This window comes from Flavobacterium terrigena, assembly GCF_900108955.1.
Classification (GTDB): Bacteria; Bacteroidota; Bacteroidia; order Flavobacteriales; family Flavobacteriaceae; genus Flavobacterium; species Flavobacterium terrigena.
Genome location: NZ_FNYA01000006.1, coordinates 98,605 through 119,141, shown reverse-complemented (window position 1 = coordinate 119,141; position 20,537 = coordinate 98,605). Strand labels below are relative to the sequence as shown.

General features: G+C 30.4%; 21 protein-coding genes. 2 read left to right on the top strand and 19 right to left on the bottom strand.

Translation table 11 applies throughout. From position 1 onward, the window contains the following. Positions 1–3: 3 nt before the first annotated feature. The gene (locus tag BMX42_RS10860) at positions 4–591 is read left to right on the top strand and encodes a 3'-5' exonuclease (RefSeq protein WP_091313768.1); all 588 of its coding nucleotides are present in this window, start codon (positions 4–6) and stop codon (positions 589–591) included. A 2-nt stretch (positions 592–593) separates the two neighbouring features. Here BMX42_RS10860 and BMX42_RS10855 read toward each other — a convergent pair whose 3' ends face one another. The 19 genes from BMX42_RS10855 to BMX42_RS10765 form a co-directional block, all read right to left on the bottom strand. Then, positions 594–992, bottom strand: a complete 399-nt coding sequence (locus tag BMX42_RS10855) for a DoxX family membrane protein (protein WP_091313765.1) — start codon at positions 990–992, stop codon at positions 594–596. 8 nt (positions 993–1,000) lie between these two features. Next, positions 1,001–1,459 (bottom strand): YHS domain-containing (seleno)protein, encoded by a 459-nt coding sequence (locus BMX42_RS10850; protein WP_091313762.1) that lies wholly within the window; start codon positions 1,457–1,459, stop codon positions 1,001–1,003. Positions 1,460–1,470: 11 nt separating this feature from the next. Next, the gene (locus BMX42_RS10845) at positions 1,471–2,367 is read right to left on the bottom strand and encodes a hypothetical protein (protein ID WP_091313758.1); all 897 of its coding nucleotides are present in this window, start codon (positions 2,365–2,367) and stop codon (positions 1,471–1,473) included. 5 nt (positions 2,368–2,372) lie between these two features. Continuing rightward, entirely contained in the window at positions 2,373–2,783 is a 411-nt protein-coding gene (locus BMX42_RS10840; RefSeq protein WP_091313754.1) for a DM13 domain-containing protein, read from the bottom strand. A 163-nt stretch (positions 2,784–2,946) separates the two neighbouring features. Next, positions 2,947–3,588, bottom strand: coding sequence for a hypothetical protein (locus tag BMX42_RS10835; RefSeq protein ID WP_091313751.1), 642 nt, complete (start codon positions 3,586–3,588; stop codon positions 2,947–2,949). A 2-nt stretch (positions 3,589–3,590) separates the two neighbouring features. Beyond that, positions 3,591–4,625 carry an ATP-grasp domain-containing protein gene (locus BMX42_RS10830; protein ID WP_091313748.1) on the bottom strand — a complete coding sequence of 345 codons (1,035 nt, stop codon included), beginning with the start codon at positions 4,623–4,625 and terminating at the stop codon, positions 3,591–3,593. A 9-nt stretch (positions 4,626–4,634) separates the two neighbouring features. Further along, positions 4,635–5,336, bottom strand: coding sequence for an NRDE family protein (locus BMX42_RS10825; RefSeq protein ID WP_091313744.1), 702 nt, complete (start codon positions 5,334–5,336; stop codon positions 4,635–4,637). Further along, entirely contained in the window at positions 5,324–5,812 is a 489-nt protein-coding gene (locus BMX42_RS10820; protein WP_091313741.1) for a hypothetical protein, read from the bottom strand. The genes BMX42_RS10825 and BMX42_RS10820 overlap by 13 nt, the downstream gene beginning before the upstream one ends. A gap of 79 nt (positions 5,813–5,891) precedes the next feature. Then, positions 5,892–6,533, bottom strand: coding sequence for a matrixin family metalloprotease (locus BMX42_RS10815; protein ID WP_091313737.1), 642 nt, complete (start codon positions 6,531–6,533; stop codon positions 5,892–5,894). A 70-nt stretch (positions 6,534–6,603) separates the two neighbouring features. Next, positions 6,604–8,511: an acetate--CoA ligase gene (acs, locus tag BMX42_RS10810; RefSeq protein WP_091313733.1), complete on the bottom strand. Its 1,908-nt coding sequence runs from the start codon at positions 8,509–8,511 to the stop codon at positions 6,604–6,606. An 88-nt stretch (positions 8,512–8,599) separates the two neighbouring features. Next, complete coding sequence (locus tag BMX42_RS10805) at positions 8,600–10,504, bottom strand: propionyl-CoA synthetase (protein ID WP_262487631.1); 1,905 nt, start codon at positions 10,502–10,504, stop codon at positions 8,600–8,602. A 149-nt stretch (positions 10,505–10,653) separates the two neighbouring features. Further along, positions 10,654–11,013 carry a response regulator transcription factor gene (locus BMX42_RS10800; protein WP_091313725.1) on the bottom strand — a complete coding sequence of 120 codons (360 nt, stop codon included), beginning with the start codon at positions 11,011–11,013 and terminating at the stop codon, positions 10,654–10,656. A 2-nt stretch (positions 11,014–11,015) separates the two neighbouring features. Next, positions 11,016–13,712 (bottom strand): ATP-binding protein, encoded by a 2,697-nt coding sequence (locus BMX42_RS10795; RefSeq protein WP_091313722.1) that lies wholly within the window; start codon positions 13,710–13,712, stop codon positions 11,016–11,018. Further along, positions 13,705–13,899 carry a hypothetical protein gene (locus BMX42_RS10790; protein ID WP_091313720.1) on the bottom strand — a complete coding sequence of 65 codons (195 nt, stop codon included), beginning with the start codon at positions 13,897–13,899 and terminating at the stop codon, positions 13,705–13,707. Before BMX42_RS10790 ends, BMX42_RS10795 begins: the two co-directional genes overlap by 8 nt. 159 nt (positions 13,900–14,058) lie before the next feature. Further along, positions 14,059–14,274, bottom strand: coding sequence for a DUF6814 family protein (locus BMX42_RS10785; RefSeq protein ID WP_091313717.1), 216 nt, complete (start codon positions 14,272–14,274; stop codon positions 14,059–14,061). A 12-nt stretch (positions 14,275–14,286) separates the two neighbouring features. Further along, a complete protein-coding gene (locus BMX42_RS10780; RefSeq protein ID WP_091313713.1) occupies positions 14,287–15,825 on the bottom strand; it encodes an MFS transporter in 1,539 nt (512 codons plus the stop codon). 30 nt (positions 15,826–15,855) lie between these two features. Continuing rightward, the gene (locus tag BMX42_RS10775) at positions 15,856–17,184 is read right to left on the bottom strand and encodes a hypothetical protein (RefSeq protein ID WP_091313710.1); all 1,329 of its coding nucleotides are present in this window, start codon (positions 17,182–17,184) and stop codon (positions 15,856–15,858) included. A gap of 95 nt (positions 17,185–17,279) precedes the next feature. Further along, a complete protein-coding gene (locus BMX42_RS10770; RefSeq protein WP_091313709.1) occupies positions 17,280–17,699 on the bottom strand; it encodes a transposase-like zinc-binding domain-containing protein in 420 nt (139 codons plus the stop codon). A 170-nt stretch (positions 17,700–17,869) separates the two neighbouring features. Further along, a complete protein-coding gene (locus tag BMX42_RS10765; protein ID WP_091313706.1) occupies positions 17,870–19,846 on the bottom strand; it encodes an alpha-ketoacid dehydrogenase subunit alpha/beta in 1,977 nt (658 codons plus the stop codon). A gap of 269 nt (positions 19,847–20,115) precedes the next feature. Between BMX42_RS10765 and BMX42_RS10760 the strand changes: the two genes are divergently transcribed. Continuing rightward, positions 20,116–20,502 (top strand): hypothetical protein, encoded by a 387-nt coding sequence (locus tag BMX42_RS10760; protein ID WP_091313703.1) that lies wholly within the window; start codon positions 20,116–20,118, stop codon positions 20,500–20,502. Positions 20,503–20,537: the final 35 nt, after the last annotated feature.

The following is a 20,537-nucleotide window of genomic DNA, read 5'->3' as shown; positions in this document are numbered from 1 at the left end:
CATATGCTATCAAAATTATTTAATAAGGAATATCCTGAATTTTGGAAAAAATATACCGATTCTTTTAAGAACCCGGCAACAAAATATGTGGTAATTAGCATGGAAACATCTGGTTTAGATACTGAAAAAGATGTAATTATGTCCATTGCAGCAACTTCAGTTATTGATAACAGAATTATTATTAAAGATTCTTTTGAAATTTTCATTATTCACAAAAGACACACCGAATTAGATATCGATAATGAATTTATTTCGGTAAGTAAAATTGAAAAAGTATTCGAAAATAATGCCGTTGAAACCTTATTAAACTACTTAAGTAATTCCATTTTAATTGGTCATCGTATAGATTTTGATATTGAAATGCTAAATGAAGCCTTAAGTAGAATGAAACTGGGCAATATCAGAAACGAAGCTTTTGATATAGAAGCAATGTTTAATAAAATTAAAGATACAAATGAAAAAAAGTATTCTTTAGAAGAAATGAGTAAATCATTGAATGTTGCTATGAGCAATCGAAATTCAGTTGCTGACGATGCTTATTCTATCGCTTTGTTGTTTTTGAAAATGAAAGATAAATTAGGAATAAAATAGACTTAATTAAAAAAAGAATTTATTGTTTTATTATTCAGTTTTTTTAAATCTGCAATATAATAAAAAGCAATAATTAAACTAGAAATCAAAGCGATTAAAGCTAATACAAACAACGTTCCTCCATCATTCATTACTTCAATTCCAAGTATAAATAAATGTGAAATAATCGCTCCTAACATGGTTCCAACAACAGTTAATGCTGCATAGAACCTCGTTTTATCTATAAAAAGTAAAATCGAAGCAATTAATTCAATTATTCCAGAGCCTATTCTTCCAATTGGTTCCGCTCCTAGTTTTTCAAAAATATAAATCGATTCTGTACTTCCTGAAAATTTAAAATATAAAGTTTGTAGTAAAATCACTGCTACAATTACTTTTAAAAGGATGATGAAATGTCTCATTTTTAGTGTTATTTAATTACTTTTTTCCAATTTGCGTCTGCTTTAGCTTTTAACGAAGCTTCATTTTTATTCCAGCTTTTTAACGTATTATTGAAATAAGCATTGTAAAATAAAAATAATTTACCATCAATAATTTTAAATGTTTCTGGATTAATTTCTACTTTATCACCAGAATCTCCCATGGCATAAGCGCACCAACCACCATATTGAGGTTCATATTTTGCTGGTGTTTTTATAAATAAGTTTTTATTTTCTACTGATGAAAAATAGTAAATTACACCTTCATAATTTGTAGCAATTTCTTTCTTTCCTTTTATGGCTTTATTTTGTTTAAAATAGCCAACAGGATCATAACCTTGAATAGCCACTTTCTTTTCTAAATTAAATTCTGCAGTTCTTTTGGCTTGATTTTGAGAAAAAACGACAAAAACTACAAAAAATGCTAGTGTTGATAATTTGAATTTCATAATATTGTTTTTTAAAATGAATATTTATAATTAATTCCTAAAGTGACTGATCTGGTTAATCCATCAGGTCTAATTTCTCTATAAACGACAGGGAAAGCTATTGATAGTTCAATTTTATTCGTCTCATTAATCTTATAATTCGAAATCAAATTCGCATTAATGGTTAATCCTTCTGAATCTTTAATTTTTTGACGGTTTCCAAAAATATCTTCGTAAGAATCATTTCCTAAATGATAAATGAAAAGAAAATTCGGCTTATACGTAAATTTTTCGTTTTTCGATTTGAAAGTATACATACTTCTAAACAAAACATCAGATTTTCTTTCAAATAAATTTGTCGTTGGGAAATCATTTGAAGCGGAATATTCATCAAAATAAGAATTCGCATTAGAATTAATTACTGGAATTTGAATAGTGGAATTAAAATTCCATTTTTTATATTTAAAATCTGCTCCTAAAAATAAATCATATGTTCCTAAACTCGATTGATAATCCATCGGAATAGAGAAATTATTTATTTTGTCATTGCTTCCAGTAAACGGAATTTTAATTCCTAAAAGAGAACTCCATTGTTTGTTGTTTTTCTCTAAAAATTTATAATTTCCAACAAGAAAAGCATCACCAATATTTCCTCGAGTTCCAAAACTCCCAGAAGCTTGCGAGTAAGTTATTTTTGTAGTTAATGAAAAATGTGTGTTAAATACTCTTGTATATGAAATATATGGCGAAATATAGGTAACATCTTCTAATCCTTTTCCAAAAATATTCCCAACTTCAATTTGATTTTTTGAAGAATCAATAGCAGAAGAAAAACCGTTTCCGATGGAACAAATTCCTGCATCACTACAACCTTGACTAAAACTATTACAACCAATTAACATGATTAAAATGTATACTATTTTTTTCATACAAATTAATTTAAAAGAGCAATTGCATACAAGTGATTGAATTGCTGACAATGAATTAAGACATATTTATATACATTCAAATCAACTGAATTAGGAATTGTATAAACAGTTTCTACATCTAAATTTCCTAAATTCACAAATGTATTTGGCGCGTCAGTTGTGGAAAGATATACTTTTAAATCGGGGCCATTTTCAATAGTATAATTTTCTAAAATCAATTTACGTTGATTATTTACCGAATAAATATTCACATTCCCAGAACCAGAAATTCCTGAAGTTGTAGTAAACTGGCCCGTTTTTAATAAAACAGCCGAGTTTAAATTAATTGTTTGATTATTAGTCTGTGCAAATTCTCCTTCTTTTTCGCAAGAAATAATTACAAACAATAGTATCTGAAGAGCTAGAATCTTTTTCATAAACGTAAAATTTAATTTATATTCTTTTAATTAAGAACTACTCTTTAATATACGTATTATTTCTAAAAACAGATTTATATAGGCAATTTCACTACAAAACTTATATTACTTAAAGTTAAGCATTTACGGTTATGGGTTACGTAAAACATTTCTGAAATAAATGTTATTTTGTTTTTATTTTATCTCTAACAATTTGAAACAATTGAAAAATAGCTAAAGCCAAAAAAATAACCCAAATATATTTAGAGAAAAAGGTTGGTGAGATATAATCTTTATTTTTTGCGGCTTGTATTGAAAAAATTATGGCTAACATTCCGAAATAAGTTCCCATTACAGTTCCTAAAACATAGAAAAGCTCTTTTTTATTTTCAATAAAGATGTATTTTTCATTGGTTAAATACAAATTCCAACTCATCCAAAACGGAATTTGAGCAAAATTAAGACAACTTAAAATCACACCTGAAATTATCGCAGAATAACTTAAATAAGAATTGTATTTTTCTAAAGAATTACTCTCATTTGAAGCGGAATTATAAGTTAAAATGGCAATTCCTAGTAAAAAAATGAACGAAAAAATAGAAATATAATTTTTCCATTTTGGATTCATAGCGACTTTTGAAGACAATTTTAAAGTCGAATAAATCACAATCGCTTCTACAAACAAAACGCCTAATAAATATAAATTTAGTTGATTAAAATCGGATGCAGAATAAATCTGATAGCCAAATAAATTAAGATATCCCAAAGGAATAGAGCCAATAAAACTTACGGCGAAACCAACTAATATGTTTTTTAAAATTTTCAAAATTAAACCTTTATAATTTTACTCAAACATTCGATATGTTCGTGGTATTCTTTCATTCCTTCTTTATAACCTAAGAATTTAAAACCATTATCGTTATTATGTTTTCCAATTTTGTAAATATAACCAATATGTCGTGCTAATTCTTTCCAAGCGAAAAAGATAGAATGTTTTGGATCATAAATATGTGTAGGTTCACTCCCACTTCCATTTAATTCAACGATAGAGAAATTTTCACCGTTTTCTAATTCATCAAAAGTGTTGTACATAATATCAAATCGTCCGAAATAGAATTCAGAAATATTTGCACTTATATTTTCAATTACATTGGTCAATTTTTCAGAAATTAAATGACTAGAATCTATGAATTTCGCGCCACGAGCATGATTTCCATATGGTACTAAATTCATTTTTTCACCTTTAAGCAATACTTTAAGTAATTTGTTTTTATATTCTTTCTGTAAAGCTTTTAGCTGAAATTCAAATCTCGGAGTTTGTTTGATTAATTGCTCAATTGTACTGACTCCATCACCTTCAACAATTAGATACTCTTTAGAAACAATTCCAGTAATTTTCCCTTTTGCTTCATTCGGTAATTTCACATAAAAAATCCCAACTTCATTTTCAAACGGAATCACATCTTGTATTAAAAAATCAAAATCGGCTTTAGCGTGATATTCTTTTAGCTCTTCTAAATTAACTACTTTTTTTACACCATTTCCTCTCAAACCCGTATCTGGTTTTAAAATCAGTGGAAAATTAAAGTTCGACTCATTAAATTCTTTTAAAACGGCTTCAATTGGTGTTCTTTCTCTTATTATTGACGTTTTTGGATAATATTGTTGCGGAATTAAATCATAAATTTCAATTTTACTTTCATTCATAAATCCGCCATTTTTAATTTTTGGATTGGCTGCATTGAAGAAAAATATCGTTTTTGCTTTTATCGAATAATAAACCCAAAGAAAAAATATCGGAAAATAAACAACTCCAAATGGCCAATATTCCCAGTTTAGGACTTTATGTATGAAAAGTTTCAAATTTTAAAATTAAAAAGTAATAGCATATTCTTTATCCTGAATCAAATCGGAATGATTCACAAATACAGAATTTCCTGAAATAATTGCTTGTGTAACACTTAAAGTTTTTAGCAAATTATCACGGTTGATAATCAAACCATTTTTGGAATCTTTGGGTTCGGTATTTTTGTGAAAAAACTTCATCTTTTCAGCAGAAATTTCCTTATTTTCATTCATATATTGAGCAAACCAATCGGCACGTTGTTGTTGAATTTCAGGCGCATATAATGTTGAAGATGACCAAATATAAGTTTGATTTATCTCTAATTCATCTGTGGATTTTTCTTCACCACTCCATTGTAATTGAAAAGGTTGCTTGTTATCTAAAACTACTAGAGTAAAAGGCTCAATATCAGTTAAATCAATAGTTTTCCAATTAGAAATAATCGAATTGGAAGCGATTAAATCTAAAACAACTATACCACGACTCATTCTGTATTTCTCTTTTGGAATGTGTTTGGTTTTTCCGCCGTTAAGTAGAATTATTGCATTACCAAATTCGTCTATAACAAACCAAGTTCCGCCAGCTTTAGCGTCTTTTGGATAGATTATTTTTTTATTTTCTAACTGATAAACTTTTGGTTCAATAGCTAATGGTCGCGTTATTTTTTCATCTCTATTTGATGTCAATAAAAATGAATCATTGGCATAAACAAAACTTACTGTGCACATTTATTTCTGTAAACTATTGTTGAAGGAGCTACCCCAAAATTCGCATTAACTGTTAGGTATTCAAATTGAAAAACAGCCACTTTTATTAGGGCTTGGTGATGAATACAATGTTCTAAATTATAGATAATTTCTCTAAAATAATTGGTTTTCATATGAGAAACTTCTTCAAAAAAGACACTTTCTAAAATTAAATCTTTGTTTTCTTTTTCGATTGCATTACATATTTCATCGATTTTTTCAATGGCAAAAGAAGGACTTGTTTGAATTAAAAGATTTCTTCCTCTATTATCGTAGTTTAATTCACCTACTTCATAAGAATTGATAGCACATTGAAACAACTCAATAATATGACGTGTATGCTCACCAATTGACGCATTACTTAAATACTCAATAGGTTTTGAATAATCATCTTCAGAGATCTGATTTAATAAATGTTGTAATTCGGAAAGAGTCTGTTTTACGGATGTAAAATTCATATTAAGTAGTTTGTTTAATGCTTAGGTATTTACAAAAATAATTATTTAAGCGTTACTAAAATGTAAAATCCTTACAATTTTAATATTTATAGTCAATTATTTTCTTGCATTTATCACATAATGCTAATTTTTCATTATCAATTGTTGTTAATTTCTCTGCAGCACTTGTCATAACACATTTTTTATCAGGACAATGTGGCAAACCTAAGTTATGGCCAAACTCGTGAATAGCGACTTTTCTTAAGCGAGTCATTTCAGTTTTATGGTTATTACTTTTAACTCTGAATTTAGAAACAATCGCGCTTTTTCCATGTCTATAGGCTAATCCCATAATTCCAAAATCACAATATTTCCATTTTGGTTCTAAAACTTTACCATTCTTATCATTTTTTGTTACCGAAATATCTTCGTTTGTTAATCCTAAAACATAATATACGTCTTTTGGAATATTTTGGTTTTGAATTTTAATAATACTATCTGCTCGATATCGTGGCGATTTAATTTTTGTAAATGCTCTTTTTGGTAAAGGTATATTTGGTAAAACCTTTGTTTCTAGCCTGTAAAAACTATCAATCACAAACGAAATTAATTTAGCATCATCTTGCGAAAACTTCTCGTAGGGTTGAATTCCTACAATTCTTTTTTCAAATTCATAATCAATTGATTTTTCTTTTGAACAAGAAACTAAAAGCAAAATGATAGTGATAACGTAAATTTTCATTGAAATGTTTTTATAAAAAAAGAGGCACAAAAACTGTGCCTCTAAAATATAATGATTAGAAAATGTTGTATTACAATTTCCCTTTCTTAATTTCTTCTACAATTTCCGGATTTAATAACGTAGAAATATCTCCAAAATTGTCTACATCGCCTTCTGCAATTTTTCTTAAAATACGTCGCATTATCTTTCCAGAACGAGTTTTTGGTAAACCAGACACGAATTGAATCTTATCTAATTTAGCAATTGGACCAACTTGATTAGATATCAATTGATTGATTTCTATAGATAAATTTTCTTTATCTCTACTTTCACCTGTTTCTTTCAAAATTACGAAACCATATAATGCATTTCCTTTCACATCATGAGGAAAACCAACAATGGCACTTTCCGCAACTGCAGGATGTTCGTTAATTGAATCTTCAATTGGTGCAGTTCCTAAATTATGTCCTGAAACAATAATTACATCATCAACACGACCTGTAATTCGGTAATACCCAACTTCATCGCGTAAAGCGCCGTCACCAGTAAAATATTTCCCTGGAAAAGCAGTAAAATACGTGTCTTTATATCTTTGGTGATCGCCCCAAATGGTTCTTGCCATTGACGGCCAAGGGAATTTAATACATAAACTTCCCGTAACTTGATTGCCTTCAATTTCGTTACGTAATTCGTCCATTAAAACCGGTTGAATTCCTGGTAATGGTAACGAAGCATAAGTTGGTTTTGTTGGTGTTACGAAAGGAATTGGCGAAATCATAATTCCACCAGTCTCTGTTTGCCACCAAGTATCTACTAGCGGACAACGCTTTCCTCCTACGTGATCGTTATACCAATGCCAAGCTTCCTCATTAATTGGTTCTCCAACAGATCCGATTACTTTTAAAGAACTTAATGGAAAACGTTGAACATAATCAATATTTTCTTTGGCTAATGCTCGAATAGCTGTTGGTGCCGTATAAAATTGAGTTACTTTATGTTTTTCAATAACTTCCCAAAAACGACTAAAATCTGGATAAGAAGGAACACCTTCAAAAATTACCGTTGTAGCTCCGTTTAAAAGTGGTCCGTATAAAATATAAGAATGTCCGGTAATCCAGCCAATATCAGCTGTACACCAAAACACGTCATTTTCTTCGTAATCGAAAACGTTTTTGAATGTATAAGCGGTATAAACCATGTAACCAGCTGTTGTGTGTAACATTCCCTTTGGTTTACCAGTTGAACCAGAAGTATATAAAATAAATAAAGGATCTTCTGCATCCATTATTTCTGCAACGTTATTTCCAATTGCTTCATCTAAAAGAGGTTGTAACCAAATATCACGACCTTCTTTCATGGTAACTTCTGTATTTGTTCTTTTTGCCACTAAAACGGTCTCTACACAAGGGCATTTTTCTAAAGCTTCATCTATAATTCCTTTTAAATCTACTGATTTATTTCCTCTAAATCCACCATCAGATGTAATTACCATTTTACATTCCGAATCGTTTATTCTTGCTGAAACTGCTGATGCTGAAAAACCTGCAAAAACTACAGAATGTATCGCTCCAATTCTGGCACAAGCTAAAACTGACACGGCCAATTCTGGAATCATTGGTAAGTAAATACAAACTCTGTCTCCTTTTTTGATGCCTTGTTCACGCAAAACATTCGCCATTTTAGCAACTCTTTCGTACAATTCGTTATACGAAATATGTAACGCTTCTTCTTTTGGATCATTGGGTTCAAAAATAATGGCAGTTTTATCACCGCGTTTTGCTAAATGTCTGTCAATACAGTTTTTAGTGATGTTAACTTTAGCATTTAAAAACCACTTAAAATTAGCTTCTTGCATATCCACATCAAAAACTTTATCCCATTTTTGGTACCAAGTAAAGTTTTCATCAGCAATGCGATCCCAAAACTTTTTTGGTTCGCGAACTGATTTTTTATACATTTTGAAGTAATTTTCTAAATCTTTTATTTTATAATAACTCATTATCCTGATGTTTCTGTTTAATAATGTAAATATAAGTATTCTATTTATTCGCTGAAGATTTTTTTTGCTAAATAGGTATAGTTGAAATTTATTTGAACGAGCCTATTTTTGCAATGGTAAAATCGTGATTTAATTCATCAATTATGGCTTCATCATCAATTGTAGAAGGAATTTGGTAATTTTCACCATCTGCAATACTACGCAATAATTTTCTTAAAATTTTACCAGATCGTGTTTTTGGTAATCTTTGCACAATAATCACATCGCGTAAAGAAGCAACGGCTCCAATTTGCTCGCGAACTAATTGCACTACTTCATGTTGCAATTGAAAATGTTCCAAATTTTCTCCAGATTTGGTAACTACTAAAGCCAAAGGAATTTGTCCTTTCAATTCATCATTAATTCCAATTACAGCACATTCTGCTACAGAATGATGAGAAGATACAATTTCTTCCATTTCTGCAGTTGATAATCTGTGCCCTGCAACATTGATAACATCATCTACTCTACCCGTTATAAAAATATAATCTTCTTCATCTTTAAATCCGCCATCTCCAGAGAAATAATAGCCTGGGAATTTATTCAAATATCCTGCTTTAAAACGCTCGTTATCTTTCCATAAATCCAACATAGTTCCTGGAGGCAATGGCAATTTAATTACAACATAACCTTCATCATTTGGACCTAATTCTTCACCATTTTCATTAAAAATCTGAATATTATAACCTGTCACAGCTTTTCCTGCGGAACCTGGTTTTATAGGTAAAAACTCTACTCCCATCATATTTGCAATCATTGGCCATCCTGATTCTGTTTGCCACCAATGATCGATTGCGGGAACTGGAATATGTTGTTGATACCATTCTAATGTTGCCACATCACAACGTTCGCCAGCTAATAATTGAGTTCTTAAACTTGATAAATCATATTGTTTGATGAACTCGCCATTTGGATCTTCTTTTTTGATGGCACGAATAGCAGTTGGCGCTGTAAACATTACATTTACGTTATGTTCTGCTATCACTCTCCAAAATGTACTAGCATCTGGAGTTCGGATAGGTTTTCCTTCAAAAATTAAAGTTGTATTTCTGTTGATTAGTGGGCCGTAAACGATAAAACTATGTCCAACCACCCAACCGACATCGGATGCCGCCCAAAAAACTTCATCAGGTTTCAGTCCATAAATGTATTGCATTGAAAATTTAAGTGCGGTAGCATAACCACCTGTATCTCTGACGATTCCTTTTGGTTTTCCAGTCGTTCCTGAAGTATATAAAACATATAATGGATGCGTGGCATTAACGGAAACACAAGATGCTTCTTCTGAACCATAAACTAAAGCATCATAATCAACATCGTATTTTTTAAAAGGAATTCGGGCTCCCAATTTTCTGTTTAAAACGATGACTTTTTTAGGTTTATGTATTGCTAATTCGATTGCTTCATCAACTAAAGGTTTGTAGGCAATTAACCTATCGATTTCAATTCCAGAAGAAGCAGTAAGAATAACTTTTGGTTTACAATCGTCAATTCTTATGGCTAATTCGTGAGGCGCAAAACCACCAAAAACAACTGAATGCGTTACTCCTATTCTGGCACAAGCCAACATTGCAAAAGCTGCTTGAGGAATCATTGGCATATAAATTACAGCCATATTTCCTTTTTTTAAACCTAAAGACAGCATTCCGCCTGCAAGTTTGGCAACTTCAGTTTTGACTTCGTTGTATGTATACTTTTTAACAGTTTGTGTAACTGGAGAATCATAGATAATCGCGACATTCTCTCCAAATCCATCTTGAATATGTTTGTCTAAAGCTAAATAACAAGCGTTCAGTTCACCATCAGCAAACCAAAGCGGATAATTATTTTCGTCAGTTGATAAGATTTTTGAAGGTTTTTTATGCCATTCTATTTGATTGGCTTGATCTGCCCAAAACTTTTCAGGAGATTGAATACTTTCATTATATAATTCTTTATAATTCATTATTTCTATTGATTTATTTTCATACTTATAAAGTAAATGTAACGAATATAATCAAGCCTAAGAAAATAAATTTGCTAAAAAGGTATATATAAAACTACTATTAAGAACATAAAAAAGGCTAAAGAAAATCCTTTAGCCTTTTTAAAATATAAATTAATTTAAAGCAATTCTAAAACGGTTTCCACCACTTTTTTAATGGAAAAGGGTTTCGTTAAATAGGCATCCGCACCTAAAGCCATTCCTTTTTCTATATCGCTAGTTTTATTCTTTGCGGAAAGAAAAATCACTTTAGTGTGTTCTAAGTTTTTGTCTTTACGAATTTGTTCTAACGTGGCGTAGCCATCAACCATTGGCATCATAACATCCAAAATAATCACATCTGGAAAATTTGTTTTCAAAATATCCAAAGCTTCTAAACCATCTCGCGCAATAAAAACTTCAAAATTATTTTTTTTGAAAGTATATTCTAAAGACATTACAATGTTTGGCTCATCATCAACAATTAAAATTTTTTTCATAATTATAAGTTTTCTGTAACCATTTTTTTTGGCAAAGTAAAAACAATACAAGCACCTTTTACAGTTTGTTCTGCCCAAATTTTACCTTTGTGATATTCCAAAATTTGTTTACAAATGGCTAAACCTAATCCGCTACCAACAGGTTTTTTAATATTTTGATTGGTAGATTGATAAAATTTATCAAAAATAACATCAAAATCATCTGGATTAATTCCTTTTCCATTGTCTTGCACGAAAGTATGAATAAAATTGTTCTTTTCCTTGATTTGAATCGTAATTAATCCGTCAATTTCTGGACAAAACTTGATAGCATTTGATAATAAATTAGTTACGACTTGCACAATTCTATCTTCATCGTAAAAAGCATTTACCTTTGATTTACTTTCCACATGAACTATAATGTGTTTGTTTTTAATTAATTGTTGTAATGGTTCAATTGATTTTTCAATAGTTTGAACCAAATTGTTTTGTGATGGATAAATCGTTTGCTTACCAGTTTCGAATTTTTCTAAATCGAGAATTTTATCAATTAACCTATTTAATCTATCAGATTCCGAAATGATATTTTGTAAAAATTGTTTTTTAAGTTCATCTGGAATTTCATCATCATCATGTAAAATCTCGCTAGCTGCACGAATTGCTGTAATTGGTGTACGAAGTTCATGTGTAACAGTATCTAAAAACTCATCTTTTTGTTGATCTTTAATTGTTAATGATTGATTGGCGTCTTGCAGTTTAGCTGTAATTACTTTTAATTCATTTGAAGTTTCAGTAAGTTTTTTATTGATGATGATATTTTCTTTCGATTCTTCTAAGATTTTTAACACTTCAGGCAACGAAATTTTTTCTTCTTTAACCACACTTGAAATTAGAATTCTAGCTGAAGCAGTTCCAATATGTCCGGTTAATAAATTTTCAGAAAACTTAATTAAACGAGCATCAGCCAGTTCTATATCTTTATCTACATTGTATTTCACATTGAAAATATTCATTGCACGTTTGGTTCTTTCTTCTCCTAAAAAACGAATCAAAACTTTCTCAATATCATTTCTATAAGCCGTTCCTTTCCAAATGAAAGCATTTTCGTGATTTGTAATGTATTTGTTGATATCCACAAACATTTCTGCGTAATTTCTTTCGCGGTAATTTCCTTTAAAACTAACAGAAACAGCGAAATACGTCACCGAATTGAACAATAAACTCCAAAATAATGCATGTGGAATCGGATCTAAATAATCTAATCCGAATAATTGAAAGGGTTTTAATAATTCGATATTTAAAAAACCATTAGAAATGAAAGTGCTTTGACTGTTAGTAATTCCAATACTATAAGGAATTATGAGCGTAAAAAAACAAATAACAAATCCGATTAGAATACTATAAATGGCTCCTAAACGCGAACCTCTCCTCCAAAATAAAGCACCAAAAAAAGCTGGAGCTAATTGTGAAATAATTACAAAAGCGACCATTCCGATAGATACTAAATTATAATCTAAACCATAATATCTATAAATAAAATAGGAAAGAATAATAAGTGAAAAAATACCTAATTTTCTACTGTTTAAGATTGTTTTACTGCTTATTGTTTCTGCGCTTTTTAATTTTCCAAGTAAGTTATATGGAATTAAGATATTGTTAGTTATCATAGTAGAAAGTCCAATTGAAGAAACTATAATCATTGAAATAGCAGCGGAAAATCCTCCAAGAAAAACCAAGACCGTTAATGTTTTATTGTTTAGAAATTGTGGAATTAATAAAGAATACATATCAGAATTTACATCTTGACCATCGAACAAAATATTTCCGCCCCAAGCAATTGGATAAACGAAAATATTGAACAATAATAGATATAATGGAAATAGCCAAACTGCAGTATTTATATGCTTTTCGCGATTATTTTCTATTACAGAAACTTGAAATTGTCTGGGTAATAAAAAGATAGCGAACATAGAAAGTACACAAAGTAAAAACCAATTTATTGCTTGTGGCAAACCTCCAATGGTATTTTTCTCTTTAAAATTTTCTAATAAACTTGCTTTTTGGTAGATATCATCAAAACCATCAAACACAAAAAATGTAACATAAACTCCAATAGTCACGAAGAAAACCAGTTTTAAAACACTTTCCATAGCAACAGCAGTGACAATTCCTTTTCTTTTTTCTGAAGCATCAACATAACGAGTTCCATAATATGATGCAAATAAAGCTAATGCAACTGCTACATAAGTTGTGGTGTCATCAAAAATTAATGAATTTATTGGTGTTTTAGTAACAATATGGAAAGTTTCCGCAATAGCTTTAAGTTGTAAAGAAATGTAAGGAATAATTCCAGTTAGGCAAATTACGGTTACAATTGCCCCTAAAAACCTACTATTTCCGTATCGTAGAGAAATGAAATCGGCTATGCTTGAAATTTTATTCACACGAGAAATTCTGATAATTTTCTTTAGAATTAAAATCCAAGAAGGTGCAATAATTATTGGTCCTAAATAAATTGGTAGAAAACTCAAACCACTATCAGCAGCTACACCAATACTTCCGTAATATGTCCAAGCGGTACAATAAACTGCTAAAGACAATGTGTAAACATAGGGATTATTTGTCCATTTGCTATTGTTGTTTTTTTCTGCCCAATGTGCTATGTAAAATAAAATTGCCAAATAAATGGACAAGATTATAAGAAGAACAACACTATTCATTGTAACGAATCATAATGTAAAGTGAAATAAAAATGGAAAGTAACCAAGTTGAGAAAATAAAAATATAACTACTTGGAAATCCAAAAACACTTTTGGAAGAATCGAATAATAACACAATTGGCATATTCAAACAAATGAGTAATACAATTGATACGATAACTAATTTCTGTTGGTGTCTTTTTTTCATATTTATTGCCGCGAAGTCACTAAGATGCGAAGCTTTTGTTTATAGGTTTGTGCATTTTTTTACTAATTTACATAAAGTTTTTAAATGCTTTTCATTTAAACACATAAAAGCCCTTAAATGAATAAGAGCTTTCAGTAATAAAAAATAAATTAAATCAAATTAATCTTCATATTCGTTTTTAAAAGAATACCATCCGAAAATAGCTAATCCAGAAACGATTAAAGGTAATAAAACAAAGAAAATAATTATTGCAAAAACTAAATCTTCTTGTTTTCCTGTAGCAAATTTTCCACCGAAAATTTCATAACTATAATAGGCTACGGCAGCGGCAAGAGCCATCCAAACGATACCTAAATATTTTTTTATTGCGTTCATAATTTTATGTTTTTAGTCGTGAAGAGTATTAATTTTTTTATCAATGTAAATCATTCCAATTACAAAACAAACAGCTGCAATTCCAATTGGATACCAAAGTCCTTCTAAATAGAATTCTGGATTTCCGGCATCTTTAGCCGAAGTTACGAAATATGTAGAAATAGCTGGTAAAAGTCCACCGAAAATACCATTTCCAACATGATAAGGTAACGACATTGAAGTATAACGAATTTTCACAGGGAACATTTCTACTAAGAAAGCTGCGATTGGGCCATAAACCATCGTTACAAAAATAACCTGAATAAATACTAAGAAAACAAGCATCCATTTATCGCTACTGTTTATCGATTTAGTAATTTTAGTTTCAATTTTATCTTTTCCTTTATCGTCAAGCATTATTTTTCCTGCATCGAAGTGTTTGGTTTTAATTTCTTCAACTGCAGTTCCGTCTGTATAAGTTTTTGTAGTGGTATAAATGGAATCTGTTTTTGTTATATCTATTTCTTTTATAGATGGAACAACTTTTGTATTCTCTACAATTTCTGTTTTTAGAGTTAAATCGGTAGTTGTATACATTTGTTTATAGATTGGTCTATAAAGTAAGATTGCAATTAACATTCCGCCCATCATAATATATTTTCTACCTACTTTATCACTTAACCAACCGAAGAAAATAAAGAAAGGTGTTCCTAAGATTAAGGCAATTCCTAAAAGCATATCAACTTGGGAAGAATCTACACTCATTACTGTTTTTAGGAAGTTCATGGCATAAAACTGACCTGTATACCAAACCACACCTTGTCCCATTGTAGCTCCAAATAAAGCTAACAATACGAATTTTAAATTGTATTTGTTTCCGAAACTTTCTTTTAACGGATTTGTACTTGTTTTTCCTTCTTCTTTTGCTTTTGCGAAAACTGGCGATTCATGCATGTTTTTACGAATCATATATGAAACTAAAACCATTAAAATTGAAACCCAAAATGGAACTCTCCAACCCCACTCGTCAAAAGCTTCTTTTGACAAAGTACTTTTCGTAATTAAAATTACCATTAATGAAATAAATAAACCAACGGTAGCCGTAGTTTGAATCCATGAAGTCCAGTATCCTTTTTGACCAGCAGGTGCATGTTCTGCTACATAAGTTGCAGCTCCTCCATATTCACCACCTAGGGCTAAACCTTGTAATAAACGAAGAACAAGAACTAATAAAGGTGCCATAAAACCAATCGTTTCATAACTTGGAATACAACCTATAAGAAAAGTAGCTCCACCCATTAAAAGTAAGGTAACCATAAACGTGTATTTACGTCCGATAATATCTCCTAAACGTCCGAAGAATAAAGCACCAAAAGGACGAACTACGAAACCAGCAGCAAATGTAGCTAATGTTGACAAGAAGGCTGCTGTTGGGTTATCTGAGGGGAAAAATTTTGTTGAAATTACAACAGCTAAACTTCCAAAAATATAGAAATCGTACCATTCAATCATTGTTCCCATTGAGGAAGCAGAAATAACTTTCCAAATTCCTGTTGTTTTTTTATCGCTCATATTTATAAGTTTTTATATTGGTTTATTTTTTTAGAAAGAATAGGCACAAGATATCATAAATCTCATATTCGAAACATCTTTTTTATTTAAACTTGCAGTTCCATCACCATTTGCGTTTAAATCGCCCCAAGTTGCTCCTGTATATTCAATTTCAGGAGTCACTCTGAATTTGTTTTGTTTGAAATCTATTCTACCAGCAACTCTCATTACTTGATCTACTATTCGGGTTCCTGAAACACCTCTTACATAGTACTTTGCAGTTTCTCCAGCAGCTAAAGTTCTTGAAGTTCCATCATTAGTTGTCATTCCGAAGAATAATCCTGGAGCTACTTTTTTACTGTTACTTGCAATATCAATCCAGTAAGCAGTTGTTTTATTCCCTTCATATTGTTCAGCTTGACCAGCCGTAGAATAACCAGTAAAACCTCCTAACATTACTAAATTAGACATGTTTTCACCTGTAATACCATATGCTTTTATTGAGAATTTTTCATTTGAATATTTTAAATATCCAACAAATGATGCACTATTTACCGTTTCTTTACTAACTGCTTTAGTAGTTGGCGTTACATTATATTCTGTTAAAGGTTGCAATGATTTATATTCTGCACCTAAACCTGCAATCCAATTTTTGCTTTTAAATTGTAATTGCCCATGCAATGTTGGAAGTGCTGAATTAATAGCTGCTGAGTTTTGTGTTCCACCTGTAGCAGTTTGTGTAGTAAATTCTCTTTCTTTATAAGCTGTGATTGCTACTGAGAATTCTTTTGTGAAATTTTGTTTCAATCTAATTTGCGTTGCCCATCCAAAAGGATTAAATAATATTCCTGTGTTGAAATTTGCTACACCGGGAAATACTTCTGGAATAAAAGTCGGATACCAAGTTTGTCCCATCAATAAAGATGTTTTTGACCAATCCATATTAATATGTGCGTGTCTTAAACGAAATAACCCAATTGTACTTTCTGTATTTCCAAAGAAATCACCTTCTAAAGTACCTGAAATTTTTGCTCCCCAAACATTTGGGCCTTTCACTTTAGTTCCAATACGGGAAACTACAGAAAGAAAATTGGAAGCTCCAGCGTCATTTAAATCTGCTCCATTAATATCTAAAACTTCGTCTAAAGGATATAAATTTAAATTGTATTCTCGTACTTGGGCAGATTTTCTAGTATCCCAAATATAATCTGTTCGAATAAAGCCGTACCAGCTTATGTCCCATTCTTTTTCAACTACAGCAGTAGTTGTAGAAGTAACTGCTGGAGTTGGAGTTGTTGGAGTCACTTCTGGCACTGGCGTTGTTTGTGAGAAGCCATAATAGGAAGCGGCAAAACAACATAAGGTTAGAATTCTTTTCATAATAAGATTTTGTTTAGTATTGGTTTAGTGATGCCAAATTCTAAAAAATATCATATGAAAAAAATTTTGATATATATATGTGTAAACGAGTATAGTTAATCTTTAAAACGTTCCCATTTTATTAACATAAACTTATCTCCAAGTTCGGTAATAATCATACCAGCTCCAGATAAAACATCTTTATTTTTAAGAAATTCTACTAGTTCTAAATGGTTAAAAATTTTATATGTAGGATGATAATTGGAATTTTCAGGTTTTTTAATTTTAAATTCTTTTACCCAATTACTAATTGAAACATGTGAAACTCCAATAATACGCTCTATCTCTCTAAAACTTAATCCTTCTAAATATAATTGTAGTGCTTTTGTAACGTAATAATCATCAATTTTCTTACCTAATTTATTGACACTAAAGAAATAATTACATGATTTACATAAATATCTTTGTCTATTTTTGACAATTCCACTCTTAACAATCTGATTATTTTGACATTTTGGGCAGGCTAAAATCTCCATATATATAAATTTTGCATAAATATACTAATTTAGCAATATTATAATAACAGAATTCATATTTTTTTTATGATTTTTTTTAATTAGTCTTAAAAAAACTAATAAATATTTATACAAAGCATAAAAAAAGCGCAACAAGTGCGCTTTTAATAATTTAAATATTTAGTATTTAACTAATATTGTAATAATTCTTTTAAATCTGTTTCGAAACGAGCTTTTGGTAAATACTGATCTTCAATTGCTTTTACGAATGGAATTGGTGATTCTAAACTACCTACTCTTTTCACAGGAGCATCTAAATATTGGAAACAATTTTCCATAATCATTGCAGAAATATCACTAGAAATACCACCAAATAAAGTGTCTTCCTGTAAAATGATACATTTTCCTGTTTTTTGTACTGATGCGAAAATTGATGCTGTATCTAAAGGTTGTAACGTTCTTAAATCTAATAAATCAGCTGAAATTTCAGGATTTTTAGCTAAAGTGTCTAAAGCCCAATGCACTCCAGCTCCGAAAGAAATAATAGTTACATCTTTTCCTTCTTTAATTAAAGACGCTTTTCCGAAAGGAATAGTGTAATAATCTGTCGGAACATCTTGATACACACTTCTATATAATTGTTTATGTTCGAAAAACATAACCGGATTTGGATCGTTAATTGCAGTATTCAATAAACCTTTCACATCATATGGGAAAGCTGGATAAACTACTTTTAAACCTGGCGTTTTTGTAAACCAAGCTTCGTTGGTTTGAGAGTGAAAAGGTCCAGCTTGCGTTCCGCCACCACAAGGCATACGAACTACAACATCTGCTTTTTCATTCCAACGGTAATGTTGTTTTGCTAATAAATTCACAATTGGATTGAATCCTGTAGAAACGAAATCGGCAAATTGCATTTCAACAATAGCTTTATGACCGTTTATAGATAATCCCATTCCAGTTGAAACAACAGCACTTTCACAAATTGGTGTATTTCTAACTCTTTCTTTACCAAAAGCATCTACGAAACCTTCAGTAATTTTGAAAGCACCACCATATTCAGCGATATCTTGTCCCATAATAACTAAGTTATTATGACGTTCCATTGATTGTTTTAACGATTGAGAAATCGCATCTACAACTCTAATATTTTCTTTCGCATCCGAATGATTAAATTCTTCATGCGTATATGGCATGTAAACATCGTTTAATTCTTCAGCTAAATCGGCAACAACTTCTGGAGCAGCTTGCGTAATTGCCCAATGTTCGTCGATTTCTGCTTTAATTTCTGCACGAATTTGTTCGTCAACTTCTTCAGATAAAACATCTGTTAATTTCAGATATTTTCTAAAGTTTTCGATTGGGTCTTTTTCCGCCCACATGTCCATTAATTCTTGAGGAACGTATTTAGTACCACTCGCCTCTTCGTGTCCACGCATTCTGAATGTTTTGAATTCTAATAAAACTGGACGAGGATTTTCAATCATAGACGCTTTTAATTCAGCAATTTTCGTGTAAACATCTAAAATATTATTTCCATCAATTACATAACTTTCCATTCCGTAACCTACACCTTTATCGGCAAGGTTTTCACAACGATATTGTTCGTTTGTTGGTGTTGAAAGTCCATAACCATTGTTTTCAATTACGAATAAAACTGGTAAATCCCAAACTGAAGCAATGTTTAAAGCTTCGTGGAAATCTCCTTCTGAAGTTGCGCCTTCACCAGTGAAAACAGCAGTTACTTTTCCGTTTTGTTTTAATTTATTTGCTAAAGCGATTCCGTCTGCGACACCTAATTGTGGACCTAAGTGCGAAATCATTCCGATAATTTTATATTCTTGCGTTCCGAAGTGGAAACTTCTATCACGACCTTTTGTAAAACCAGTTTTTTTACCTTGCCATTGTGAAAATAATCTATGTAAAGGAATTTCACGAGAAGTGAAAACTCCTAAATTACGGTGCATTGGCAAGATATATTCGTCTTTATCTAAAGCACAAGTTATTCCAACAGAAATTGCTTCCTGACCAATACCTGAAAACCATTTTGATACTTTACCTTGACGTAAAAGGATCAACATTTTCTCTTCAATTAGTCTTGGTTTTACTAATTTTTTATATAAATGAATTAATTCTTCGTTAGTTAAATTCTGTCTTTCAAAAGTCATAATTGTAGTTGTAAAATTTTGTTCAAAAGTAATAAAAATAACATTTTAAACGAATTTTGTTAGAATATTATTTTTTAAAAATTGTAATTATTTTAATTATTCAGCACGTTTCTTTTTTTAGTGCTTCATTTGAATGCAAAAGTATTGATTAAAAAAGAAATTTTAAGATTTGAATAGTTAATTGATTGTGAAATTGATAAAAAACTTACTACTTCTAACTTCCGACTTCTAACTTTTTCTATCTTTGCCAAAATTAATTTTATAGCACCATGACATTACGTTGGAGATTAGCATTTTATATATTTGGATTATTAATTGGGTTTTATTTTGTTGGGGAATTTTTATCGGCAAAAGCAGAATCTAAAGGAGTTACCTTTTGTTATTTCCCAAATTGTAGAGTAATTAAGGATATCAGAAGTAAACCTTTCAAAACTTCAGCTGCTGTAGATAGCATTTTAGCTAAAAAAATCACTACTATGAAGGAAATTGATGTTGCTATTTTTCATGGAGATGTAGATTTTGAAAAAAGTAATGTTCCTTACAAACATGGAAAAAAATACATTATAGATTCTCAATTACCTGGTAATAAAAAAGTTACATTTACAGTAATAAATAAAACAAATCAAGTCGTTTTAGAGGATATAAAATTTAATTAATTATTTTATATTTTTACTTGGAAATATAAAAATTG

Coding starts and splice junctions, on each gene's coding strand:
- BMX42_RS10860 (WP_091313768.1), top strand. CDS start 4: ATGCTATCAAAATTATTTAATAAGGAATATCCTGAATTTTGGAAAAAA.
- BMX42_RS10855 (WP_091313765.1), bottom strand. CDS start 992: ATGAGACATTTCATCATCCTTTTAAAAGTAATTGTAGCAGTGATTTTA.
- BMX42_RS10850 (WP_091313762.1), bottom strand. CDS start 1,459: ATGAAATTCAAATTATCAACACTAGCATTTTTTGTAGTTTTTGTCGTT.
- BMX42_RS10845 (WP_091313758.1), bottom strand. CDS start 2,367: ATGAAAAAAATAGTATACATTTTAATCATGTTAATTGGTTGTAATAGT.
- BMX42_RS10840 (WP_091313754.1), bottom strand. CDS start 2,783: ATGAAAAAGATTCTAGCTCTTCAGATACTATTGTTTGTAATTATTTCT.
- BMX42_RS10825 (WP_091313744.1), bottom strand. CDS start 5,336: ATGTGCACAGTAAGTTTTGTTTATGCCAATGATTCATTTTTATTGACA.
- BMX42_RS10820 (WP_091313741.1), bottom strand. CDS start 5,812: ATGAATTTTACATCCGTAAAACAGACTCTTTCCGAATTACAACATTTA.
- BMX42_RS10815 (WP_091313737.1), bottom strand. CDS start 6,533: ATGAAAATTTACGTTATCACTATCATTTTGCTTTTAGTTTCTTGTTCA.
- acs (WP_091313733.1), bottom strand. CDS start 8,511: ATGAGTTATTATAAAATAAAAGATTTAGAAAATTACTTCAAAATGTAT.
- BMX42_RS10800 (WP_091313725.1), bottom strand. CDS start 11,013: ATGAAAAAAATTTTAATTGTTGATGATGAGCCAAACATTGTAATGTCT.
- BMX42_RS10795 (WP_091313722.1), bottom strand. CDS start 13,712: ATGAATAGTGTTGTTCTTCTTATAATCTTGTCCATTTATTTGGCAATT.
- BMX42_RS10790 (WP_091313720.1), bottom strand. CDS start 13,899: ATGAAAAAAAGACACCAACAGAAATTAGTTATCGTATCAATTGTATTA.
- BMX42_RS10785 (WP_091313717.1), bottom strand. CDS start 14,274: ATGAACGCAATAAAAAAATATTTAGGTATCGTTTGGATGGCTCTTGCC.
- BMX42_RS10780 (WP_091313713.1), bottom strand. CDS start 15,825: ATGAGCGATAAAAAAACAACAGGAATTTGGAAAGTTATTTCTGCTTCC.
- BMX42_RS10775 (WP_091313710.1), bottom strand. CDS start 17,184: ATGAAAAGAATTCTAACCTTATGTTGTTTTGCCGCTTCCTATTATGGC.
- BMX42_RS10770 (WP_091313709.1), bottom strand. CDS start 17,699: ATGGAGATTTTAGCCTGCCCAAAATGTCAAAATAATCAGATTGTTAAG.
- BMX42_RS10765 (WP_091313706.1), bottom strand. CDS start 19,846: ATGACTTTTGAAAGACAGAATTTAACTAACGAAGAATTAATTCATTTA.
- BMX42_RS10760 (WP_091313703.1), top strand. CDS start 20,116: ATGACATTACGTTGGAGATTAGCATTTTATATATTTGGATTATTAATT.